Origin of the sequence: Streptomyces sp. NPDC005262, from assembly GCF_042872425.1 — a bacterium.
In the GTDB taxonomy this organism is placed as follows: domain Bacteria; phylum Actinomycetota; class Actinomycetes; order Streptomycetales; family Streptomycetaceae; genus Streptomyces.
Genome location: NZ_JBIAKK010000019.1, coordinates 96,253 through 115,847 on the forward strand (window position 1 = coordinate 96,253; position 19,595 = coordinate 115,847).

Annotated in this window: 20 protein-coding genes; 5 read left to right on the forward strand and 15 right to left on the reverse strand. The window is 69.6% G+C overall.

Annotated elements, in window-relative coordinates:
* The first annotated feature begins 40 nt into the window (after nucleotides 1-40).
* Nucleotides 41-2,242, forward strand: coding sequence for a SpoIIE family protein phosphatase (locus tag ACFYP5_RS33165; protein ID WP_389042726.1), 2,202 nt, complete (start codon nucleotides 41-43; stop codon nucleotides 2,240-2,242).
* Nucleotides 2,243-2,339: 97 nt separating this feature from the next.
* On the opposite strand, the gene ACFYP5_RS33170 is transcribed toward ACFYP5_RS33165, so the two are convergent.
* The 6 genes from ACFYP5_RS33170 to ACFYP5_RS33195 all read right to left on the reverse strand — a co-directional run bounded on the left by ACFYP5_RS33170 (nucleotide 2,340) and on the right by ACFYP5_RS33195 (nucleotide 6,706).
* Nucleotides 2,340-2,966 (reverse strand): LAETG motif-containing sortase-dependent surface protein, encoded by a 627-nt coding sequence (locus ACFYP5_RS33170; protein ID WP_389042728.1) that lies wholly within the window; start codon nucleotides 2,964-2,966, stop codon nucleotides 2,340-2,342.
* Between the two features lie 275 nt (nucleotides 2,967-3,241).
* Nucleotides 3,242-3,730 carry a GNAT family N-acetyltransferase gene (locus ACFYP5_RS33175; protein WP_389042730.1) on the reverse strand — a complete coding sequence of 163 codons (489 nt, stop codon included), beginning with the start codon at nucleotides 3,728-3,730 and terminating at the stop codon, nucleotides 3,242-3,244.
* 39 nt (nucleotides 3,731-3,769) lie between these two features.
* Complete coding sequence (locus tag ACFYP5_RS33180) at nucleotides 3,770-4,366, reverse strand: sugar O-acetyltransferase (RefSeq protein ID WP_389042732.1); 597 nt, start codon at nucleotides 4,364-4,366, stop codon at nucleotides 3,770-3,772.
* 46 nt (nucleotides 4,367-4,412) lie between these two features.
* Entirely contained in the window at nucleotides 4,413-5,390 is a 978-nt protein-coding gene (locus ACFYP5_RS33185) for a DUF6397 family protein (RefSeq protein WP_389042734.1), read from the reverse strand.
* Between the two features lie 137 nt (nucleotides 5,391-5,527).
* Entirely contained in the window at nucleotides 5,528-5,941 is a 414-nt protein-coding gene (locus tag ACFYP5_RS33190; protein WP_389042736.1) for a roadblock/LC7 domain-containing protein, read from the reverse strand.
* A gap of 126 nt (nucleotides 5,942-6,067) precedes the next feature.
* Nucleotides 6,068-6,706: an ATP/GTP-binding protein gene (locus tag ACFYP5_RS33195; protein WP_030978628.1), complete on the reverse strand. Its 639-nt coding sequence runs from the start codon at nucleotides 6,704-6,706 to the stop codon at nucleotides 6,068-6,070.
* A 333-nt stretch (nucleotides 6,707-7,039) separates the two neighbouring features.
* Here ACFYP5_RS33195 and ACFYP5_RS33200 point away from each other — a divergent pair, with 333 nt between their 5' ends.
* On the forward strand, nucleotides 7,040-7,405 hold the full coding sequence (locus ACFYP5_RS33200) for an ArsR/SmtB family transcription factor (RefSeq protein WP_389042738.1): 366 nt from the start codon (nucleotides 7,040-7,042) through the stop codon (nucleotides 7,403-7,405).
* A 157-nt stretch (nucleotides 7,406-7,562) separates the two neighbouring features.
* Here the strand turns inward: ACFYP5_RS33200 and ACFYP5_RS33205 are convergent, their stop codons facing one another.
* The 5 genes from ACFYP5_RS33205 to ACFYP5_RS33225 form a co-directional block, all read right to left on the reverse strand.
* Nucleotides 7,563-9,053, reverse strand: a complete 1,491-nt coding sequence (locus tag ACFYP5_RS33205; protein ID WP_389042740.1) for an LCP family protein — start codon at nucleotides 9,051-9,053, stop codon at nucleotides 7,563-7,565.
* Between the two features lie 562 nt (nucleotides 9,054-9,615).
* Nucleotides 9,616-10,050: a DUF742 domain-containing protein gene (locus ACFYP5_RS33210; protein ID WP_389042742.1), complete on the reverse strand. Its 435-nt coding sequence runs from the start codon at nucleotides 10,048-10,050 to the stop codon at nucleotides 9,616-9,618.
* 22 nt (nucleotides 10,051-10,072) lie between these two features.
* The gene (locus ACFYP5_RS33215; protein WP_389042744.1) at nucleotides 10,073-10,510 is read right to left on the reverse strand and encodes a roadblock/LC7 domain-containing protein; all 438 of its coding nucleotides are present in this window, start codon (nucleotides 10,508-10,510) and stop codon (nucleotides 10,073-10,075) included.
* The gene (locus ACFYP5_RS33220; RefSeq protein ID WP_389042746.1) at nucleotides 10,507-13,152 is read right to left on the reverse strand and encodes a nitrate- and nitrite sensing domain-containing protein; all 2,646 of its coding nucleotides are present in this window, start codon (nucleotides 13,150-13,152) and stop codon (nucleotides 10,507-10,509) included. The genes ACFYP5_RS33215 and ACFYP5_RS33220 overlap by 4 nt, the downstream gene beginning before the upstream one ends.
* A 52-nt stretch (nucleotides 13,153-13,204) precedes the next feature.
* The gene (locus ACFYP5_RS33225) at nucleotides 13,205-14,074 is read right to left on the reverse strand and encodes an MHYT domain-containing protein (protein WP_389042748.1); all 870 of its coding nucleotides are present in this window, start codon (nucleotides 14,072-14,074) and stop codon (nucleotides 13,205-13,207) included.
* Between the two features lie 171 nt (nucleotides 14,075-14,245).
* Here ACFYP5_RS33225 and ACFYP5_RS33230 point away from each other — a divergent pair, with 171 nt between their 5' ends.
* Nucleotides 14,246-14,845: a class I SAM-dependent methyltransferase gene (locus ACFYP5_RS33230; protein WP_389042749.1), complete on the forward strand. Its 600-nt coding sequence runs from the start codon at nucleotides 14,246-14,248 to the stop codon at nucleotides 14,843-14,845.
* A 36-nt stretch (nucleotides 14,846-14,881) separates the two neighbouring features.
* Here the strand turns inward: ACFYP5_RS33230 and ACFYP5_RS33235 are convergent, their stop codons facing one another.
* Entirely contained in the window at nucleotides 14,882-15,784 is a 903-nt protein-coding gene (locus ACFYP5_RS33235) for an oxygenase MpaB family protein (protein ID WP_389042751.1), read from the reverse strand.
* Nucleotides 15,785-15,915: 131 nt separating this feature from the next.
* Here ACFYP5_RS33235 and ACFYP5_RS33240 point away from each other — a divergent pair, with 131 nt between their 5' ends.
* Both ACFYP5_RS33240 and ACFYP5_RS33245 read left to right on the forward strand, forming a co-directional pair.
* Nucleotides 15,916-16,215 (forward strand): hypothetical protein, encoded by a 300-nt coding sequence (locus tag ACFYP5_RS33240; RefSeq protein ID WP_389042819.1) that lies wholly within the window; start codon nucleotides 15,916-15,918, stop codon nucleotides 16,213-16,215.
* A 95-nt stretch (nucleotides 16,216-16,310) separates the two neighbouring features.
* Nucleotides 16,311-17,303: a hypothetical protein gene (locus ACFYP5_RS33245; RefSeq protein WP_389042753.1), complete on the forward strand. Its 993-nt coding sequence runs from the start codon at nucleotides 16,311-16,313 to the stop codon at nucleotides 17,301-17,303.
* Between the two features lie 69 nt (nucleotides 17,304-17,372).
* On the opposite strand, the gene ACFYP5_RS33250 is transcribed toward ACFYP5_RS33245, so the two are convergent.
* The 3 genes from ACFYP5_RS33250 to ACFYP5_RS33260 all read right to left on the reverse strand — a co-directional run bounded on the left by ACFYP5_RS33250 (nucleotide 17,373) and on the right by ACFYP5_RS33260 (nucleotide 19,399).
* Nucleotides 17,373-17,915: an MOSC domain-containing protein gene (locus ACFYP5_RS33250; protein ID WP_389042755.1), complete on the reverse strand. Its 543-nt coding sequence runs from the start codon at nucleotides 17,913-17,915 to the stop codon at nucleotides 17,373-17,375.
* 32 nt (nucleotides 17,916-17,947) lie between these two features.
* A complete protein-coding gene (locus ACFYP5_RS33255) occupies nucleotides 17,948-18,130 on the reverse strand; it encodes a hypothetical protein (RefSeq protein ID WP_030932940.1) in 183 nt (60 codons plus the stop codon).
* 153 nt (nucleotides 18,131-18,283) lie between these two features.
* Entirely contained in the window at nucleotides 18,284-19,399 is a 1,116-nt protein-coding gene (locus tag ACFYP5_RS33260; RefSeq protein ID WP_389042757.1) for a fatty acid desaturase family protein, read from the reverse strand.
* Nucleotides 19,400-19,595 lie beyond the last annotated feature (196 nt).

A 19,595-nucleotide genomic window follows, 5' to 3' on the forward strand; every position in this document is an offset into this window, starting at 1 on the left:
CACTGCCCGCCAGTCCCGCCGGACGATCTCCGGAGCAGGAATGACCGACAATGACCGGAAGCCAGACTCCGACGACCCCCGCGTGCAGCTCGACCGGCGCCACGACGGCGAGACCGGGACCGCGGAGCGGCTTGCGCTGAACCGCACGGGCAGCTTCGAGTGGGACCTGGACGCGCGGACGCTGGACATCGACGTGGCCGGCCTGCTGGTCTTCGGAGTGGACCCGGACAACTTCACCCCTCGCCCGGGGGCCCTGCTGGAGCGGCTCGAACCGGTGGAGCGGACCCGGCTGGAACTCGCGGCCGACGAGGCCATCCACGGCACCAGCAACTCGTACAGCATCCACTTTCAGGTCCCGCTCGACGACGGCACGCACCAGTGGACCCATATCCAGGCGCGGGTCCTGCGCACTGACGACGGACGGGCGCACCGGATCATCGGAGTCGTACGGGATGCGACGGCGGAGATCACCCATTCGGCCTTCGTACTGGACCTGGAGAAACGCCGCCAGCGCCAGACCAGCATCGTTGAACGCACAACGAGCGCAATGGCGCGCGCGGTGACCGTGGACGACGTGACCGCCGCGCTCACCGGCCCGGGCGGACTCGCCAGGCTCGGCGCCGACGGGCTCGCACTCGCGCTGATCGAGAACACCGTGCTCAACGTCATCGCGTTGAGCGGCGACGCCCCGGAGGCGATAAGCGAGGTCGCGGCCAGGAATCTCGACCCTCGATTCCCCCTGGCCGATACCATCCTCAGCGGCCGGCCACGGTTCGCGACCTCGGTCGGCGCACTCACCCGGCGCTACCCGGCGCTGGAGCCGTACGCGGACCAGTTGAAGTTCCGTGCCGCAGCGTATCTGCCACTGGTCGCACAGGCGCGTACGCTGGGCGGGCTTGCGCTCTTCTATCACGAGCGCACGGCCTTCAACGCCGACGAGCGCAATCTGTGTCTGGGGCTCGCGGCCATCGTGTCCCAGTCGCTGCAACGCGCGACCCTCTTCGACGAGGAGCGCGAATTCGCCACGGGGCTGCAGTCGGCGATGCTTCCCCGGCAGATCCAGGAGATCAAGGGTGGCGAGATCGCCGTGCGCTACCACGCTGCGTGGAGCGGGCGGCAGGTCGGCGGCGACTGGTACGACGTGATCCCCCTGCACAAGAACCGGTTCGGCATCGTGGTGGGCGACGTGGAGGGCCACGACACCCACGCCGCCGCCATCATGGGCCAGCTGCGAATCGCCCTGCGCGCGTACGCCGCCGAGGGGCACCCGCCGGCCACGGTGCTGGCCCGGGCCTCGCGGTTCCTCGCCGAACTGGACACGGACCGCTTCGCCACGTGTACGTACGCGCAGGTCGATCTCGCGTCGGGGACCGTGCGCATGGTCCGCGCCGGGCACTTCGGTCCGCTGATCCGGCACACGGACGGCCGGATCGGCCTTCCACAGGTACGGGGCGGGCTGCCGCTGGGGATCTCCACCGCCTTCGAGCACGAGGAGTACCCGGAGACCCGTCTCGACCTGGTGCCCGGCGAAACGCTCGTCCTGTACACCGATGGCCTCGTGGAGGAGCCGGGAGCCGACATCGATGCGGGTGTCCGTGCGCTGGTCCACGAGGTGCGCGCAGGGCCCACGCGCGCGCAGGCGCTGGCCGACCATCTGTCGGATCAGCTCTGGGAGCGCTGGGGCGCGGGGGACGATGTCGCGCTGCTGGTGCTGCGGCGCAGTCCGGATCCAGGGTCGCCGCGAGCGCCGCGATTGCACCAGTACATCCACCAGGCGGATCCCGAGGGGCTCTCCGAAGCCCGGGCGATGGTGCGCCAGGCGCTGGACGACTGGAACCTGGCCGAATTCGCCGACGATGCCGAACTGATCACCGGTGAGCTGCTGGTGAACGTGCTGCTGCACACGGACGGCGGGGCGGTGCTCACGCTGGAGGTCCTTCCGAAACCCGTCCGGCGGGTGCGGCTGTCGGTGCAGGACCGTTCCAGTGCCTGGCCGCGGCGGCGAACTCCCGGCGAAACGGCGACATCGGGACGCGGCCTGCTGCTCCTGGACGCCATCGCCATCCGCTGGGGTATCGAGTCGCGCGGCGAAGGAAAGGCCGTCTGGTGCGAGATCGGACCGTCGGCACCATCCGCCTCCACTGCCCGGGTCCGGACGTCGAGCCGGTCTTCCGAACCCGGTGCGCCCGTGAAGCCGCCCGACCCGGAGGAGTCCGTGGACCCTTCTGAAGGCCCCAGTTGAGAGGCGCGCCGCCACGCATGGCGTGATGCGGCACGCCCCTCGCCTCATGGTCCGTGGCGCGGTCCCGCACTACGGATCAGAGGACCACTGAGCTATGTCAGTGCTGTGCGGTGCGACGCTTGCGCACGGACCACATGATGCCGCCACCGGCCAGCAGCACGGCGACAGCCGCACCACCGATGATGGGGGTGGCCGACGACGAACCCGTCTCGGCCAGGTCGGGCGAGCTGGGGCTCGGCGAGGCCGCGGCGGGCGCGGTCTCCGGGGAGCTCTCGCTCGGGGTGGCACTCGGGGTGGGCGCCGCAGTGGTCGGCTTCTCGGCCGGCTTCGACTCGGACACCGTCGGCGTGGGCTTCGGGGTGTTGTCCTCACACACCGGCGCCGTCTTGGTCTCGTCCTTCGAGTACTGGTCGCCGTCACCGGCCTTGACGACCAGGTGGACCGTCAGTTCCTTGTCGTGCTGAGGCAGCTCGAGCTTCTTGTGGAACTCCCGACCGAACGTCTCGGTGGACAGAAGGTCCTTTCCGTCGACGGTGACGGTCACCTGGTTGGTGACGCCACCGTTGTAGGCGGTCAGGTCAAGGCTCACATCAGTACAGGTCACGGCCCAGGTGGGGGTGTGAGCTGCGGCCGGTCCGGCGCAGAGGACCGCGCCGGTCAGGCCGGCAACCGCAACGGCCGCGTATGTCCCCGCGGCACGCCACGATCTCCTGGGTATGGTCATGGATTCTTCCTCCACATGTTTCATCGCCCCAATGGCGGTGGAGCGCACAGTACTGCCCCCCATAACTGTTCGCGCAACCGACCCATGCGCCACGCTAGATCACAACTGTCACCACATCACCTCGGGTTGGTACATGCCGGACACTCTCCAGGCGCCGCGACCCGTCGAGCTGTGGCGTGAAGTGAACGTAGAGCGTCGGACCGCCGGGTCCCCCGGCCCGAGAGCGGCCCGGGGCGCAGCAGCCCTGCCGACAGCCCGAATGCGGGCCTCCCAAGTCAGAGCGCGCGATGCATGATGTGCAGTCCGACGAACCCGTGCTTCGGGTGGTTGAACCCTTCGGGCAGGGTCCCCAGGATCTCGAACCCGAGTGAGCGGTAGAGCCGCACCGCGTAGTGGTTGGTCTCCACGACGGCGTTGAACTGCATCGCCCGGAACCCCGCCGAGCGAGCCCACTCCACCGTGTACACGCACAGCGCCCGGCCCACTCCCTGACCGGAGTGTTCGGGGTCGACCATGTAGCTGGCGCTGGCAATGTGCCTGCCGTTACCCATGTGGTTGTTGTTCATCTTCGCCGTACCGAGGACGGTCCCGTCGTCGTCGACCGCGACGACCGTACGGTTCGGCTCCTTCAAGAGCCACCAGTCGCGGGCGTCGTCCTCGCCCAGCTCGAGCGGGTAGGTGAACGTCTCCCCGGCGGCAACGATTTCGTGGAAGAACGGCCAGATGACGGGCCAGTCCTCGGTGGTGGCTTCCCTGATCAGCATGAGGACACAATGCCGGTGCGGAGCGCCCTTCGCGAATCCTTATTCGTCACGCCCGGCAGGCGCTTGCTCCCCTTCTCCCGGGTCGAGAATACGAATGACGCGCGCGGGACTGCCGACTGCCAGCACTCCCGACGGCAGGTCCTTGGTCACGACCGATCCTGCGCCGACGACGGTATTCGCCCCGATGGTCACGCCGGGACAGACGATCACCCCGCCACCGAGCCATACGTTGTCCCCGATCGTCACGGGGTCCGCCTTCTCCCAGCCCGCACGGCGGCGCTCGGTGTCCAACTCATGGCTGGGGGTGAGAAGCTGCACGTTCGGGCCGATTTGTACATCGGCACCGATCGTGATGGGCGCCGCGTCGAGAAAGACCGCTCCGAAGTTGATGAACGTACGCGGGCCGATGGTGATGAGAGAGCCGTAATCACAGGAGAACGGTGCGCGAATATTGACATCCGCGCCCACGGCGCCGAGCAGCTCCTCCAGGATCTTGCGCCGCTCGCCGGGTGTTGCCCGCGCCGCGGTGTTGTAGGCCTCGCATAGTTCGATACGCCGGTCGGTCTCCGCGCGCAGCTCGGGATCGTCCGCGATGTACCAGTCGCCGGCCAGCATCCGCCTCTTGTTCTCCCCCACGACTCACCTCTCTCCTTGCGCATCCATCGTGTCCGTGGTGTCCGGTTCATTCAACGGTCTTCACCGACAGCCCGTTCCCAGCCGTCCTGCGCCCCGTGACGCGCCTTCGCAGACCGAGCCGGGCGAGCAGTCCGGGTGCGGGATCGAGCAGGGGCTCAGCACCAGGGTCCGAGACGGGAACGGGAACGGGAACGGGAACTCGCCGATGGTCGTCTCCCGGACGGGGAACCTGTCGCGACGCCCGTGCGCCGTCCAGCTCCGTGATCAGATTGATCCTCCGCCAGAGGATCTCGTCCGGATCATCGGCCTGCATCAGTTGCGCCATGACCTCCCGAGCGGCGACGGATCCCGGCGGCCCGAAGACCGGCTCAGGCCGGACCTTGGCGAGGTACGCGCGCTCGTACGGATCGTCGACCACCTCTGCGAGCTGCACGGGATCCAGCGCGCCCGCGAGAACTGCCACGCGCCGCCAGGGGTCCTCCGTCCGGCACAGCAGCCGCTCGATCCGTTGTGCGCGCCAATTGCGCGCCCGCCAGTCGGTACCTGCATCCAGCCGCGCCCTCATCCAGACCGGGCTGTTCCCGGCCAGCAATTGAGGAGCCCGGGCCGCGAACCCGACGACTTCCTGGGCAAGATAGAGCCAGACAACCGCTCGATACCGATTCAGATAGAACGTGACCGGCGTGATGCATCCGGCCCGGGCCAGTCTGGTGAACCGGACCGGACTGATACCGAGCAGGCGTGCCCCTTCCGCCGTACCCACCGTACGAACCCGTTCGCGCACCGCGTCCGGGAAGCCGTCCTCCGACCGGAGCCGGTCGATCTCCTCCCGCCCCACCCTGGGCCTGCCGCCGACCTGCTCCGCTGTGGTGCGCACGATGCCCAGGTGCACCGCGAGTTCGAATTCACCGCGCTTCAGACCCAGTTCCTGCGCTGCTCGTCCCGCAGCCACCGTGCCGCCAGTGGCGTCGGCGGCAGCCTCAGCGCCCTGCACCTCTGTACGCACTGCTTCCGTAACAGCCATGGCCGTCCTCCCCCGCGAGGTTCTGCGCGATCCGTAACCCTCTGTGATCACGCTATCTCGGACGGAAAACTTTCGCCCGGCCTGTGGACAACTCTCACAGCCGGGCGAAAAGTGCAGGTCGGATGGGCTCCGTAGGGTCAGATCCGGTTGACTCCTCCATGGCCGCCCTGCCGTGCGGTGACGCCGAGATGTTCTCCGACCTTGTTCACGAGCAGCGTCATCTCGTACGCGACCTGACCGACGTCGGCCTCGGCCGCGGTCAGCACGCACAGACAGCTGCCGTCTCCGGCGGCAGTCACGAAAAGGAGCGCGTCGTCGAACTCCACCATCGTCTGCCTGGCCTTTCCTGCCCGGAAGTGCCGTCCCGAGCCACGGGCGAGGCTGTGCAGCCCCGACGAGACCGCGGCGAGATGCTCCGCGTCCTCCCGTACCAGCCCCGTACTCGCTCCCGTCACCAGGCCGTCGTTCGAAAGCACCAGGGCGTGCCGTATGTGCTCGACGCGGCCGGTGAGATCGTCAAGGAGCCAGTCAAGTCCCCTGTCCAGCGCCATTTCCCCGCTCCTCCCCGCTCATGCGTTCCCCGTACGTGTCCCCGTTCCCACGTTGCGCGTAAGCCTTGCGCACAGCGCACGTACGAGCAAGCGCCCCCCTGCATCCGCGACGTCGCACAGGAAGGGTCAGCCCACCGAGTCGAGGAGCCGCGCCGTGTGCATCCGGCCGGCGTACTCGACCATGCGGATGAGGACTTCCTTGCCCGAGTCGCGGTCGCGCGCGTCGCACAGCACGACCGGTGTCCCCAGGTCGAGATCGAGGGCGCGGGAGACTTCGCGCTCTCCGTAGGCGCGAGCACCCGCGAAACAGTTGACGGCCACGACGAACGGGATCCTGCGATGCTCGAAGTAGTCGACGGCCGGGAAACAGTCTTCGAGCCGCCGGGTGTCGGCGAGCACAACCGCACCGAGGGCCCCTTGGGAGAGTTCGTCCCAAAGGAACCAGAACCGGTCCTGCCCCGGTGTGCCGAAGAGATACAGCGAGAGGCCGGACCGGATGGTGATGCGCCCGAAATCCATGGCCACGGTCGTGGTGGTCTTCTGATCCACCCCGTCGGTGTCGTCGACCGACTGTCCGGCCTCGCTGAGGAGTTCCTCCGTGCGCAGCGGCCGGATCTCACTGACCGCACCGACGAGAGTCGTCTTACCGACCCCGAAGCCTCCGGCGACCAATATCTTCAGCGCGAGAGCATCGGTCTCCGCAGCTGGCTCAGCCGCTCCCTCGACCGTCTCTCCGCCCGTTCTGTCAGCGTCCTCGGAAGGCATCGATCACTTCTCTCAACCGTGAGCCTCAAGATGGAAAAGCGCAGATCAGGGACATCTTGACGGGCTCGGTTCGGTATCTGTGGGCTGCGGTACGGGTGACAGCATGGCAAGCAGTGGCCCCACCCCGAGCAACGTGATCGGATTTTGACCGGAGTGGCCGGACAGAGACCACTCAATGTTCGTATGAGATCACTGTTTGAGCCGAATTGGAGCCTGCTTCCAGCCAGACCCGAACCCCGCGTCGTCGTGCGGTCAGGCGGGGCCTTCACGTCCGACGCCTACACTGGTCGCTTCGGGCGTGGGGAGACGGTCCGGGCGGACAGGAGTGCGAGAGTGTCGACACGTGCCGGCGGCGGCTTCGACGATCCGTCCGCGGAGGTGCTGGCGGAGGCGGCCACAGCCTTCGGACTGCTGGCGACGCCGGCGCGGCTGCACATCGTCTGGGCGCTGTCACAGGGTGAGAGAGATGTGACCGGCCTTGCGGAGCTGGTGGGCGGCACGCTGCCGTCGGTGAGCCAGCATCTGACGAAACTGAAATTGGCCGGACTCGTGCGATCGCGGCGCGAGGGCCGCCGTCAGGTGTATCTGGTGGATGATCCCGACGTGGTGAAGGTCGTGTGCCTGATGGTCGGCCAGCTCGCAGCACGGGCCGGACACGCGCCCGCGCAGCGCGTACGCCTCCGTGACCTCGGAGTCTGAAAGCGGTGCGGCCGCAGGATCCGGCCGCACCGGCCCCGGGTGACTCCACCTCCCCGGCCGCAGGGGCGCTTCAGCGGCACCTCGGCACCCCGCGCTGCAGCTCCGTACGGGGTTGTGACCGCCCGCAGTTGCGCACGGCTCGAGGGCATCGGACCGGTCAGCCGTACGAGAGGTCGGCGCACAGGTCTTCGTCCGCCGACCGGACCCCGCCGGCGGTGGACGCATCCGCGCCGGGCGTCGTGGTCGTGGACGTGGCGGGCGACGGATTCTGTGCGTACGAGCTGCCGAGGATCATTCGGATGCCCGGGGTGTCCGAGGCCGTGGTCCGCGCCCCGGTGAAGAGCCGCGCGGTGGTCTCCGCCTGGCTCCGGAGGCCCGGCCCGTATTCGATGACGGTCGACGTGTGGTCCTGCGTGCTCGCCGTGACGGTGACGGTGAAGCCGTGGGCACGCAGGAGTTCGGCCGCGCGGGCGGCGAGTCCGGTCACGGTGGTGCCGTTGTAGACGGCCAGGCTGATGCCTGTGCCGGAGACCGCTGCCGGGGCGGCGCGAGTCGGCGACGCCTCACCCGAACCCGTGCCGCCACGGCCGCTCCCACCCTTGCTGCCGGCATCCTGGTCGTCGATCGCCCGGTCGGCCTTGAGCGCCGCCCACAGCGCGTCGGCGTCCGGCTCGACGATCGCGACGCGCGCGCCCTCGTAACGCCAAGGCACGGTGACGAACTTGGTGTTGCGCAGATCGATGTTCTTCATCGACATGGCGAACGAGAGCAGCCGGTCGGCTGATCCGAGGCCGGGGTCGACGGTCATGGCGTCGGTGGCTGCGTTGGCGAGCGGCAACAGGGTGGTGGGGTTCATGCCCCGGGACTTGACCTTCTTGATGAGGGAGCCGATGAATGCCTGCTGGCGTTTGATCCGTCCGATGTCGGAGCCGTCGCCGATGCCGTGCCGGATCCGGACGTAGTCGAGCGCGTGCTGCCCGGAGACGGTCTGCGGGCCCTTGGCGAAGACCAGGGCGCCTCGCGTGGGCCGGTTCGGGCTGAGGTCGCGCTCGTAGACGTCCTGCGGCAGACAGACCGGGACTCCGCCGACGGCCGACGTCAGGGCGGCGAAACCGGAGAAGTCCACGACGATGGTGTGGTCGACGCGCAGGCCCGTGAGCTGCTCCACGGTGTTCTGGGTGCAGGCCGGATTTCCCTCAGCGGTGTCCCCCACCGAGAACGCGCCGTTGAACATGACGTGGTGCTGCGGTGCGGTCCATTTGCCGTCGGGCGTCTTGCACGCCGGGATGTCGACGAGGGAGTCACGCGGAATGGACACTGCGACCGCGTGCCGGTGATCGCGGTACACATGGAGCAGGAACGCGGTGTCGGAGCGGCCCACGGTGCCCTTGCCGCCGCCCAGCTTCCTGTTGGCGCCTGAGCGTGAATCCGATCCGATGACGAGGACGTTCTGCCCGTTCGACGAGGAGGGTGGCCGGTCGCCGGAGATCCCGTCCGCGCTGAAGGTGTCGATCTGGCCGGTCAGCTTGAGGTAGCCCCAGCCGACGCCCGCAACGAGCAGGATGAGGAACGACAGCCCCATGGTCGCGGTGCGTCGCAGCCGACTGCCCCGTTGTAAGTCCGCCGCCACCTTGTGGCTGCCCGTCATCGGTCACCTCACCCGTCCGGCTTTCCGCCTTCCACGGAGAAAGACGTACGTCCCCGCCCCGAAGTTGCACAGTTGCGCAATCCGTCAAGTGTCGCCGTGCAAGTGGATCAACGGGGCCCGCCCGCAGCCGTCCGTACCCGCCGGCTCCGGAAGATCGGAGAGAAGAGCGGAACAGAGGTGCTGCGCAGGGCCTTGAACTCTGGCACCTCTTGATTGTCGCGGTTGTACGCGTCGCGCTGTCCGGATCGGCGAAACCGCCGGACTTGTCCCGCATGCGGGACAAGTCCCTGCGGATGCTGAAAGTGTGAGGCAAATGCCATGAACGAGGATGAATCACAGTGTGCCGGGCACCCGGTACCGCGCCCGGGCTGGCCGTGGTGAGGTCGCCCCGGACTGGGACGTGTGGACGACGGGTGAGGGCGAGGGCTTTCGGGACGTGCCGACTCGGTGCGGAGTGGAACTTCCCGGCGCCGGGCCAGGGTTACACGCAGGGCTCCGCCGGTCTCCCGTCCGACGCCGGCGTCGATGTCAGCTCTCTCGGGCCGTCGGCCGGAGCGGTGGTTCAGAGCGCCCGCAGTCCGTTGATCACCTCGCGAAGGATCCGCTCGTCGGGCAGTTGTGCGGGCGGCACGGGTCGGCTGACTCGCACATAGCCGGCTTCGAGCAAATCCCCGAGGAGTACGCGGACGACACCGACGGGGAGGTCGGCGTCGGCGGAGAGTTCCGCGACGGACTGGGTCTCGGATCGGCACAGGGCGAGCAAGGCGCGGTGTTCGGGGCCCAGCATGCACTCCTCGGAGCTGTCCGGGGCGCTGTCGGCGACGGCGACGAGTGCGATCAGATCGAAATGCGCCCCGTTGGGGCCCGGTTCGGTCCGCCCACCCGTCATGGCGTACGGGCGGACCAGAGGACCGGCTTCGGCGTCGTACCACTGGCTGCCCGGCAGTTCGGGCAGGTCCGGGAAGCGCTGGGAGCCTCCCGGACCCTTGCTGGTCATGTCCACTGCTGTCTCCGCCCTTTCAGCCGGCCGGGGACGGGGGTGCGGTGAGCCGCGGCGGGGTCCGCAGGTGCTCGCCGACCCGATTGACAAGGCGGGCCATCTCATAGGCGACCAGGCCGATATCGGCGAAGGCCGTGCTCAGTACGGCGAGGCAGGAGCCGTCCCCCGCAGCCACGACGAACAGGAAGCCCTCATCCATCTCGACCATGGTCTGGCGGACGTCGCCGGCCTGGAAGTGCCGTCCGGCGCCCTTCGCGAGGCTGTGGAAACCGGAGGCAACCGCCGCCAGGTGCTCGGCGTCCTCGCGGCTGAGCGCGCTGGACGCGCCCACCGCCAGACCGTCGTTGGAAAGCACGACGGCGTGCCGGACTTCGCCGACCCGGGCCACCAGATCGTCCAGCAGCCAGTCGAGTTCGCCCGAGCGCCGGTGCACCTCGGCCCTCTCGTTCGCGATCATGCGTGGTCTCCTTCGCTACCGGGGCGGGGGCGGGGTTCGGTGAGGTTCCGGCGGGGTGCGGGTGTGCCGGGGGCGGTGCCGCCGCCGCGTACCCAGCCGTTGCGGTAAGCGGTCATCCGGTCCCTGGCCTGCTCCGGGGTGCGCTCCACCGGGGTGTCCGCGCCACTCCCGTCGGCACGCCGGACCGGTTCGGGACGGGGCTCCTCGCGCAGTTGCGGCACAAGGCTGGCCTGCCGGACGCGACGGGGCAGTGTGCCGTCGTCGTCCGCCCTGCCGCTCTCGCTCCGGGGCGTCGGCCTGGCCTCGCTCCTGCCCGCTGCCCCGTCGTCGTCCGTTCTGCGGGCACGCGGACGCAGCGAGGTGACTCCGGCCGGAGGCGTCGTCCGGGATTCGAGCGCGTGCACCGGGGCCGGGGCGGGGAACGCCGTGGCCTGGGGGCGCACCGCACGCGGTCCCGGTCCGGGGCCGAACGGCACACGGTCACCGTCGGCGTCGCCGTCCTGGCGCTCGACCGTCGCCTTCTCCGGTGCGGCCGCTTCCTCGCCCGCCGGAAGCGCGCCCTGCAGCAGTGCGGTCGGAAGCAGGACCACCGCGGTCGTTCCACCGTACGGAGAGGTGCGCAGCTTGACCTTGATGTGGTGCCGGACCGAGAGCCTGCTGACGACGAAGAGGCCGAGCCGGTCGCTGTCGAACAGGTCGAGAGCCTCCGCCTGCTCGATGCGCCGGTTGGCCTCGCCGAGGAGTTCGCTGCCCATGCCGAGTCCGCGGTCCTCGATCTCCAGGGCGTAGCCGTTACCGACAGGCTCGCCGCTGATCCGCACCTTGGTGTGCGGCGGTGAGAACTGCGCGGCGTTCTCGACGAGTTCGGCGAGGAGATGGGTGAGGTCGGCGACCGCCGTGCCCTTGACCGCGGCGTCGGGCAGTTGCCGCACCTCCACCCGGGCATAGTCCTCGATCTCGGATACGGCCGCGCGTACGACGTTGGTCAGCGGTACGGGCATTCGCCATGCACGGCCGGGGGCCGCGCCGGACAGGATGATCAGGCTCTCCGCGTGCCGTCGCATTCGGGTGGTGAGGTGGTCGAGGCGGAACAGGTTGCTCAGCTCGTCGGGGTCGTCGGCGCGGCGCTCCATGCTGTCGAGGAGGTTGAGCTGGCGGTGGACGAGCACCTGGCTGCGACGGGCGAGGTTGACGAAGACGCCCGAGATGCCGTCGGCCAGTTCGGCACGTTCGACGGCGGCGCTGAGGGCGGCCCGGTGCACGGTGCCGAGGGCCTCGCCGACCTGTCCGATCTCGTCGTGGGAGGCCAGGCCGGGTGGGGCTTCGGCCTGGATGTCGAGGGTCTCGCCGGCCCGGAGTCGCTGCATGGCGCGGGGCAGTTTGCGGCGGGCGATCTCCAGCGCGCTGTTGCGGAGACTGACGAGCTCCACGACGAGCGCGCGACCGATGCGTACGGAGATGACCAGCGAGGCGGCCACGGCGATGCAGCCGAAGAGGACGGCCGCTCCGGACGGGCTGAACAGGCCGCGGGTCAGCGGGTCGGTGCGGTCCGCGGCACGTTCCGCGGCACGGGTGTCGATGGTGCGCAGCTCGCTCCGTACGCTCGCGGCGGCCGTTTCCCAGTCGGCGGTGTTCACCGCCTGTGCGGCGTCCTGTCCGGGCGATGCCGCCAGCACCTGATCCTCTGCCGCCTCGATCCGGCGGTATGCGGTCCGGTCCGTGAACTTCTGCCAGGTGAGGCGTTCGTCGGCGGGCAGATCGGCGCCCGCGGTCTCGATCAGGTTCCTGCGGGTCTCCATCGCTCCGGTGAACTGCACCAGTTGTTGGCCTTCGAGGCTCTTGGTGAGGCCTGCCGTGGCGAGCAGGGCGTCCTCGCGGGCCAGCATCTCGTCGGCGCGGGCCAGTTCGAGCAGGACCCGTGCGCCGGATCCGAGCGCGTCGTCCTGAATTCCGGCCACGGCGCCGGAGACGGCGAATCCCGCGGTGACGGCCCGGGTGTACCGCTCGAACACCGCGCTCTCGTCGCGCTCCTCCTTCCCCGGGTCGCCCGCCGTGCGCAGTTCGTGGATGCGGTCGAGGAACCGGTCGAGCCGGTCGGCGACGCCTGTCGGAAGGCTGCCCGTGTCGGCGATGGTGTGCTTCTTGTCGATCCGCAGGGCGGCGAGGGCCGTGTCGGTACGGCCGGCCTGCAGTTCCAGAGCGGCGGCGCGGGCGCTGCTGGGGGCGACGGTCTGGAGCAGGGCAGCTCTGCGTTCGGCCTGGAGTGCGGCGACAGCGGTCGATATCGGGGCCCGGACCTCTTTGTCGACCTGCTGCGACTGCCGTAGCTGTGCCACGTCCTGGGCGGTGTTGACCGTGGCGAAACCCCACAGGGCGAGCAGGGAGACGACGGGCACCATCAGAAGCGAGATGATCTTCGCGCGTACGGTCCTCGGCCGCAGTGTCCAGCGTCCACGTGGCCCGGACGTGTCCTGCGTCAGCAGCAGCCGCACGTCGTGCTCGGCGCTCTCGTCGGCCGGCGGTCCCGCGTGCGCGCGTCGTCCGCGCGCCGCGGGCGGGGGCGAGGAGTCCGGCGAGGGCTGGGCGCTGGGCCGTGCGGCGGCCGTCGTGCCGGGGTCCGGGGTCGTGCGGGGTGGGCGCATGGCCTCCTCGTTCCGGGTGTGGAGCTGGGCAGGAGTGAAAGGGGCGCCGTCGTCAGGGCGTGGCGGCGGGCGAGGGGTCGTGGCCGCGCGGGTCACGCCGTGTCTGGGGATCGCGTCCGCGTTGCGCGGATCGTGCCGGGGCCAAGGCGTCCGCTTCGGCGGGCTCCGCACTGCGCCCGGCAGAGACGTACGCGGCACGCTCGCGGGCCGTCGGCGAGAGGGCGACGAAGGCCGACGTCAGGAAGAGGTACGAGCCGAGTCCGACGGCCAAGGGGAAGATGAACTGCATCGTCGATGCCCCGGGGAGTTCCACGTCGGAGGCGGTCACACGGACGCCGACGGCCATCATGCCCGTGTAGTGCATGCTGCTGACCGCCGCGCCCATGACGAGCGAGGCGAGGGCGACGGCACGCGGTGACTTGATGTTCAGCGCCGCCCACAGGGCCGCCGTCGCGGCGACCACGGCGATGACGACGGAGAGCGCGACCCGCAACGGGTCGTAGTGGATCGTGCCGTGCAGCCGCAGTGCCGCCATGCCCAGGTAGTGCATGCTGGCGACTCCGAGCCCGGTGCCGAACCCTCCGACGAGCAGTGCCCTGGTGCGGTCACGGCTGTAGCCGACAGCGAAGACCCCGCATCCGACCACCACCATGGCGCCGAGCAGGCTGAGCAGGGTCAGCGGCACGTTGTAGCGGATATCGGTTCCGGTCACGCCGAAGCCGAGCATCGCGACGAAGTGCATTGTCCAGATGCCGGTGCCGAGGGCGGATGCGGCCGCGATCAGCCAGTTGCGGCGCGAACTGCCGCTCGTGTCGAGTGCGCGCACGGTGCAGCTCAGGCCGAGCGCCGAGCCGATCACAGCCATCGCGTACGACAGCGCAGGTGTCAGCCAGCCGAAGGTGGCGTGGTCCAGGTGTCCCATGAATCGGGGACGCTAGTCGCGATGGGGGCGCACGCCTGGGGCGCATTTCGAAAGCTGCCGGAATATGACAGAGAAATGTCCCCGGACGATCGCACGGTGCTCGAACATGCGCACCGATTCCCGTGGTTTCGTTCCATTTCGCTCCGGCGGCCACTGCGCGATCATGTCCGTATGGCCGATCACCACACGCATGTCCAGAACTTCTTCACCGCCCGCGCCGCGGAATGGGACACCCGCTTCCCAGACGACGCTCCCGCCTACGCGGCCGCCGTCGAAGCACTCGGGCTGCGCCCCGGCGACGCCGTACTCGACGCGGGATGCGGCACGGGACGGGCTCTGCCTGCACTGCGCGACGCCGTCGGGCCACAGGGAACGGTTCTGGGTGCGGATCTCACCCCGGCGATGCTCCAGGCGGCGGTACGGGCCGGACGCGACCGGAGCGGTCGGCTGCTGCTCGCCGATGTGGCCCGGCTGCCGCTGCGGAACGCCTCGCTCGACGCGGTGTTCGGTGCCGGGCTCATCTCCCACCTGTCACATCCCGGACCGGACCTGGCCGAGCTCGCGCGCGTCGTCCGGCCCGACGGGCAGCTGGCGCTGTTCCACCCGATCGGGCGGGCCGCACTCGCGGCGCGCCACGGCCGGCCGATCACGGACGACGATCTGCGGGCCGAGCCCAACCTCCGGCCGTTGCTCGCACGTTCGGGGTGGCGGCTGGACTCGTACACCGATGAGGATGCCCGATTCCTCGCACTAGCCGTGCGGGCGGACTGACCGGCGAGCGGGCCGAGCGGGCGCGGGCCCCCGGGGCTACTCGACCGGAGCGCCCGGCCGCCGGCTGTGCGGGACCGGGCAGCCCCCGGTGCCGGGGGCCGGGAACGTGCCGAGCGCGCCGATCTCGTAGCCGTCGGGGTATCCCTTGATCTCCGGGTTCTGGCGCGCGTAGTGCGCGGTGGAGCGGGGCGGCAGCAGTCGCACGGCCCGCGCCCGCAGCCGCAGCGCGCCGCGAGTGAGACCACGGGCGACGGGGCCGGGACGTTCGTAGCGGAACGCCCGCAGCAGCGCATCGTCGAGGAGTGCCAGGCTCGCCTTGCGCAGGACGGGTGCCAGCGGGCCCGGATACCAGGAGGCCATCAGTTCCAGCGTGGCGTCGGAGACCTTGCGCGCGCCCTCGTCCCAGCCGAAGTGCTCGTCCTCGTACCCGTCGAGGGTGCGCTCGAACTCCTCGAAGGTCCGAGGCACGCCCTTGATACCCATGTGGTCGCCCAGAGTGCGGTAGTACACGGCGAACGCCTGCAGCTCGTGGTCGGAGAGCCGGCGCCAGCCGTACGTGTCGATCCAGCGCTTCGGGACGACGACGAACGTACACAGCACGTAGCGCATGTCGTCGTTGCTGATGTCGTAGCTGCGGTGCATCTGATTGATCCGGCGGATCGCCGTGCGCCCCTGATCGCTGTCGAAACCGTGCTCCACGACGGCGTCGAGGAGGAGCGCGGTGTCGTCGTACCGCTTCTGGGAACGTCCCGTCAGCTCCGCCGTCTCGGCGAGGAGTCGGCCGATGCTGGGGACGGCATATGTACGATAGAGGGCCAGTTCGAGCGCCCGGGTGATGTCCCAGGGGAACTCGTAGGTGGCCGTGAGCCGGTAGATCTCCAGGAAGTCCCGTTCCGGATCGAGACGCTGGATCTCCTTCAGCCGGTCGTATCGCTTCACCGCGCGGTCCCCGTTCCTCGATCGGTGGTCCAACTCTACGCCGAGGGGGAAGACCGTAAGTACGTACGAAGACAGCTTGCGTGCACGGCCCCCGTGCACGACTCCCCGGGAAGGCGGTCTCCATGATCGACATGTTCAGCAGTCTCCGGAAGGTGGTCTCTCCCAGCCGCAGAAGCGGGCTGTCCGCGCCGCCGCGAGAGGAACACCGACGCAAGCAGCACAACCTGTTCGAGGCGGCCGCCACCTATGTCACGGCGTGCGCGGAGGACGACCAGGACCGGATGGACGAGGTGAGCGGATGGGTATCGCCCGGAGCACTCTCCTTCGGGGTCAACGAGCTGGCCTGCAGAGCCGTCGTCGCGCTGGCTCGCGAGCGCGGTCGGTCGCCGCAGTCCGTGACCCGTGACCTGCTCGGGCTGCCTGCCGACTGAACGACACCGTCCGCTTGACCACGCACGATGGGTCTTCCCTCGTCAGGGCCTCGACGACCGCGTTACCCACTGGTTAAGGTGCGCCGACGGAAACCATGAGGGACGAGGAGAGTGCTGTGGCCGGGACGGACGACGCGGTCGCCGAGGACGACGCACTGTATGTGCTGACCGCGGTGCTGCTCACACCCGCGCAGTTCCCGAGCGTGCTCGGTGACGACTATCCGGCGGCCTGCGGGGCACTCGGCCTCGAGCCGTACGCCGAGGGCTACGGACTCGTCCTCGGCCAGGACGGCGACGGTGCCCGGTGGACCGTCGTCGTCGACGACGTGTCACTGGTCGCCGTCGCCATCGCCTCGTGGGACTGCGGCATGGAGTACGACCTCTCCCCCGACGACCGCTCGGTGGTCTGCGCGCTCCCTGGCTGGCCCCTCGCACTGGCGGTCGCCGCACCAGGGGTGCCCGCCCCCCACGACCCGCCGCCGGACGCCGAGGCCGAGGGCACCGATCTGCCTCCGCTGACCCCGCCCGACACCGAGACGTGGGGGCCTGCGCAGCGGCGGCTCGGCGCGGACGAGATCGCAGTGCAGTGGGCGGCGTGGCGCGACCAGATCGACGACGAGACGACGTTCGCGGGGTCGAACGGCCCGGATGGCGCGGACGATAGGGATGGCGGGGAGACCGGGGGTGGCGCCGACGAGCCGGGCGGCACCGACGGTCCGGACGACGCCAAGGAGCCGGATGCCGGTGCCGCAGTGGACGCGGACTCGGCCGCCGGCACGGCAGAGCAGAGCTCGGCAGGCTCCACCACGCTCTCCGGAACCCATCCCGGGGTACGACGCGCTCTCGCGGAGGCCCATGCGTACGTGGACGACCCGCCGCCGCCCGGACGCATCCGGTCCTCCTTCGCCCCGGGCGACGCCCGGACGCTGCGCGCCGACGGACCCGGCTGGTCCCTGGTCGCGAGGACCGACGACATCGCGTTCGTCCTGCTGGACGAGGAACCCGGCGAGGTTCTGCCCGTGGGACGCGGGGCGGCGCTGCCCGGCCTGTTGAAAGCGCTCGACGCGCTCGCGGTGCGGCCGGCCTGAGCCGAGAGACTCAGGCGCAGGCCGGACGCTGACGAGGGTCCGCGCGGGACGACCGGTGCGGCTCCCCCGCTACACGCGGTCCAGCGGCCGGTGCGGTTCGGCGGGCAGCGCCACCTTGACCGGATCGCCCGGCCGGACCGTTCCACCGGACGCGACGATGCCCATGATCCCGGCCTTGCGCACGATGCTGCCCGCTGCGTCCCGGCCGACGACCTGCTTCAGCAGGCCGTCCTGGAAATTGTCGATCTGCAGGCACGGGTTGCGCAGGCCGGTGACCTCTACGACGGCTTCGTCACCGATGTGCAACATCGTGCCCACCGGGAGGCCGAGGAGATCGATGCCACGCGTGGAGACGTTCTCCCCGAGATCCCCGGGAGCCACCTCGAAGCCCGCCTCCCGCAGCTCCTCGAACAGCTCCTCGTGGATCAGATGGACCTGGCGCAGGTTCGGCTGGGTGGGGTCCTGCGCCACACGGGAACGGTGCTTGACCGTGACCCCCGCATGAACGTCCCCCTCCACCCCGAGTCCGGCCAGCAGGGTCACACTGTCCCTGTTCGGCTTGGTGAAGGTGTAGGTGCCGTTGCTGCTCACCGCGGTGACTGTCCCGCTCATCTACGAATATCCCCCGTCCCGGCCGCCTGTTCTCAGCGACCGATTTCCTTGCGAGTGATCCTGCGAAGCCTGCGCCGCTGCGAGGGATCCAGCATCAGATAGGCCACCGCGGGCACTCCGATCAGCACCAACAGCGACAGCCAGAATCCGATGAACGGCATCAGGACGACTGCCACGACGACTCCCCCGATGGCGATCTTTGCGCTGTTCGACATCGTCCATTCCTCCTTCGCGGCGCCAGCCGCTCCTGCTGTGACAACGCCTGTGCGGGCCTGTCGGTTCCAGCTTGCACCAGCGGTCGTCCCGATGGGGTGCCCGAGCAGGTCGCCCGGGTCAGCTGCCCCGGGTGGGCCACCCACTGAGCTGTCTCAGCGAGCCGTCTCCGCAGGTTGCCTCAGCGGTTCGCCTACTTCGCGCATGTGCTGCAGCGCCTGGCGGTAGGACTCCACCAGGCCGGTCTCCGTGTACGGCATGCCCAGCGACTCGCAGTGGGCTCGCACCAAGGGCTGCGCCCGGCGGAGGTGGGGGCGGGGCATGCTCGGGAACAGATGGTGTTCGATCTGGTAGTTGAGCCCGCCGAGGAACCAGTCGGTGAGGACGGCGCCGCGTACGTTGCGCGAGGTGAGGACCTGTCGCTGGAGATGCCCCCAGCGGTCGCCGTCGGGGTCGGGCATCTCCATGCCTTTGTGGTTCGGTGCGAAGGCCATGCCCAGGTGGAGTCCGAACAGCGCGTGATGCACGAGCGCGAAGACGGCGGCCTTGCCGGGGGACATGACGGTGAGCAGCAGCATCGCGTAGAGCCCGAGGTGGGTGACGAGGAGCAGTACCGACAGGGCACGCTCGCGGGCGGGCTGCTGCCGCAGGTACCGGAAGCCGGAGATCTTGAGGGCGATGCCTTCGAGGAGCAGCATCGGGAAGAACAGCCGGGCCTGGTTGCGGGTGAGCCGGCGGGCGAATCCTTCGCGCTGGGCTGCCTGCTTCTGCGTCCAGACGAGGGCACCGACGCCGACGTCCGGGTCCTTGTCGATGTGGTTGGGGTTGGCATGGTGGCGCACGTGTTTGTCGTTCCACCAGGCCTCGTTCATGCCGAGGAGCAGGTTGGCGTGGACGAGACCGATGATCCGGCTCGCCCGGCGGTCGCCGGTTATCTGGGCGTGTCCGGCGTCGTGGCCGACGAATGCGGTACGGGACCAGAGGATCGCCAACGGCAGTGCGAGCAGCAGGGCCCACCAGGTGTTGCCGAGGAGTACCAGGCCGGTGAGCACGCTGCCCAGGGCCAGGAGGTTGGAGGCGATGACGGCCGCGTACCATCCGGTGCGCCGCTCCAGGAGTCCTTGCGCCTTTACGGCCCGCAGGAGCGGCGCGAAGTCACTGCCGCCGACGCCTGCCGCGCGTCCCCCGACGCCCGTGCTGCCGTCGGCGCTCTCCGTACTTCCGGCACGGTCGCGGGGGCGGTCCGCGACGGTGGCTACGGCCTGGGACATGTTGTCTCCGGTCTCTGGGAGGCATGGGAAGCTGCTCTGACCTGTTGAAACGTACGGGCCGGGGTCCTGCCGCAACCATGGCGCCACCACCCGGAGTTTCGGGGGGTAGCCCCCTCCTGGGAGGGGGGTGCTGGCTACACCGGGCAGTCCGCAGGCGTCATCGAAGTGAGCTGGATCACGGCGATTCCGCTCCCGG

Excerpts from the sequence above, each read along its gene's own strand:
- ACFYP5_RS33165 (WP_389042726.1), top strand. The coding sequence starts at position 41 with ATGACCGACAATGACCGGAAGCCAGACTCCGACGACCCCCGCGTGCAG.
- ACFYP5_RS33170 (WP_389042728.1), bottom strand. The coding sequence starts at position 2,966 with ATGACCATACCCAGGAGATCGTGGCGTGCCGCGGGGACATACGCGGCC.
- ACFYP5_RS33175 (WP_389042730.1), bottom strand. The coding sequence starts at position 3,730 with ATGCTGATCAGGGAAGCCACCACCGAGGACTGGCCCGTCATCTGGCCG.
- ACFYP5_RS33185 (WP_389042734.1), bottom strand. The coding sequence starts at position 5,390 with ATGGCTGTTACGGAAGCAGTGCGTACAGAGGTGCAGGGCGCTGAGGCT.
- ACFYP5_RS33190 (WP_389042736.1), bottom strand. The coding sequence starts at position 5,941 with ATGGCGCTGGACAGGGGACTTGACTGGCTCCTTGACGATCTCACCGGC.
- ACFYP5_RS33195 (WP_030978628.1), bottom strand. The coding sequence starts at position 6,706 with ATGCCTTCCGAGGACGCTGACAGAACGGGCGGAGAGACGGTCGAGGGA.
- ACFYP5_RS33205 (WP_389042740.1), bottom strand. The coding sequence starts at position 9,053 with ATGACGGGCAGCCACAAGGTGGCGGCGGACTTACAACGGGGCAGTCGG.
- ACFYP5_RS33210 (WP_389042742.1), bottom strand. The coding sequence starts at position 10,050 with ATGACCAGCAAGGGTCCGGGAGGCTCCCAGCGCTTCCCGGACCTGCCC.
- ACFYP5_RS33215 (WP_389042744.1), bottom strand. The coding sequence starts at position 10,510 with ATGATCGCGAACGAGAGGGCCGAGGTGCACCGGCGCTCGGGCGAACTC.
- ACFYP5_RS33220 (WP_389042746.1), bottom strand. The coding sequence starts at position 13,152 with ATGCGCCCACCCCGCACGACCCCGGACCCCGGCACGACGGCCGCCGCA.
- ACFYP5_RS33225 (WP_389042748.1), bottom strand. The coding sequence starts at position 14,074 with ATGGGACACCTGGACCACGCCACCTTCGGCTGGCTGACACCTGCGCTG.
- ACFYP5_RS33230 (WP_389042749.1), top strand. The coding sequence starts at position 14,246 with ATGGCCGATCACCACACGCATGTCCAGAACTTCTTCACCGCCCGCGCC.
- ACFYP5_RS33240 (WP_389042819.1), top strand. The coding sequence starts at position 15,916 with ATGTTCAGCAGTCTCCGGAAGGTGGTCTCTCCCAGCCGCAGAAGCGGG.
- ACFYP5_RS33245 (WP_389042753.1), top strand. The coding sequence starts at position 16,311 with ATGAGGGACGAGGAGAGTGCTGTGGCCGGGACGGACGACGCGGTCGCC.
- ACFYP5_RS33250 (WP_389042755.1), bottom strand. The coding sequence starts at position 17,915 with ATGAGCGGGACAGTCACCGCGGTGAGCAGCAACGGCACCTACACCTTC.
- ACFYP5_RS33255 (WP_030932940.1), bottom strand. The coding sequence starts at position 18,130 with ATGTCGAACAGCGCAAAGATCGCCATCGGGGGAGTCGTCGTGGCAGTC.
- ACFYP5_RS33260 (WP_389042757.1), bottom strand. The coding sequence starts at position 19,399 with ATGTCCCAGGCCGTAGCCACCGTCGCGGACCGCCCCCGCGACCGTGCC.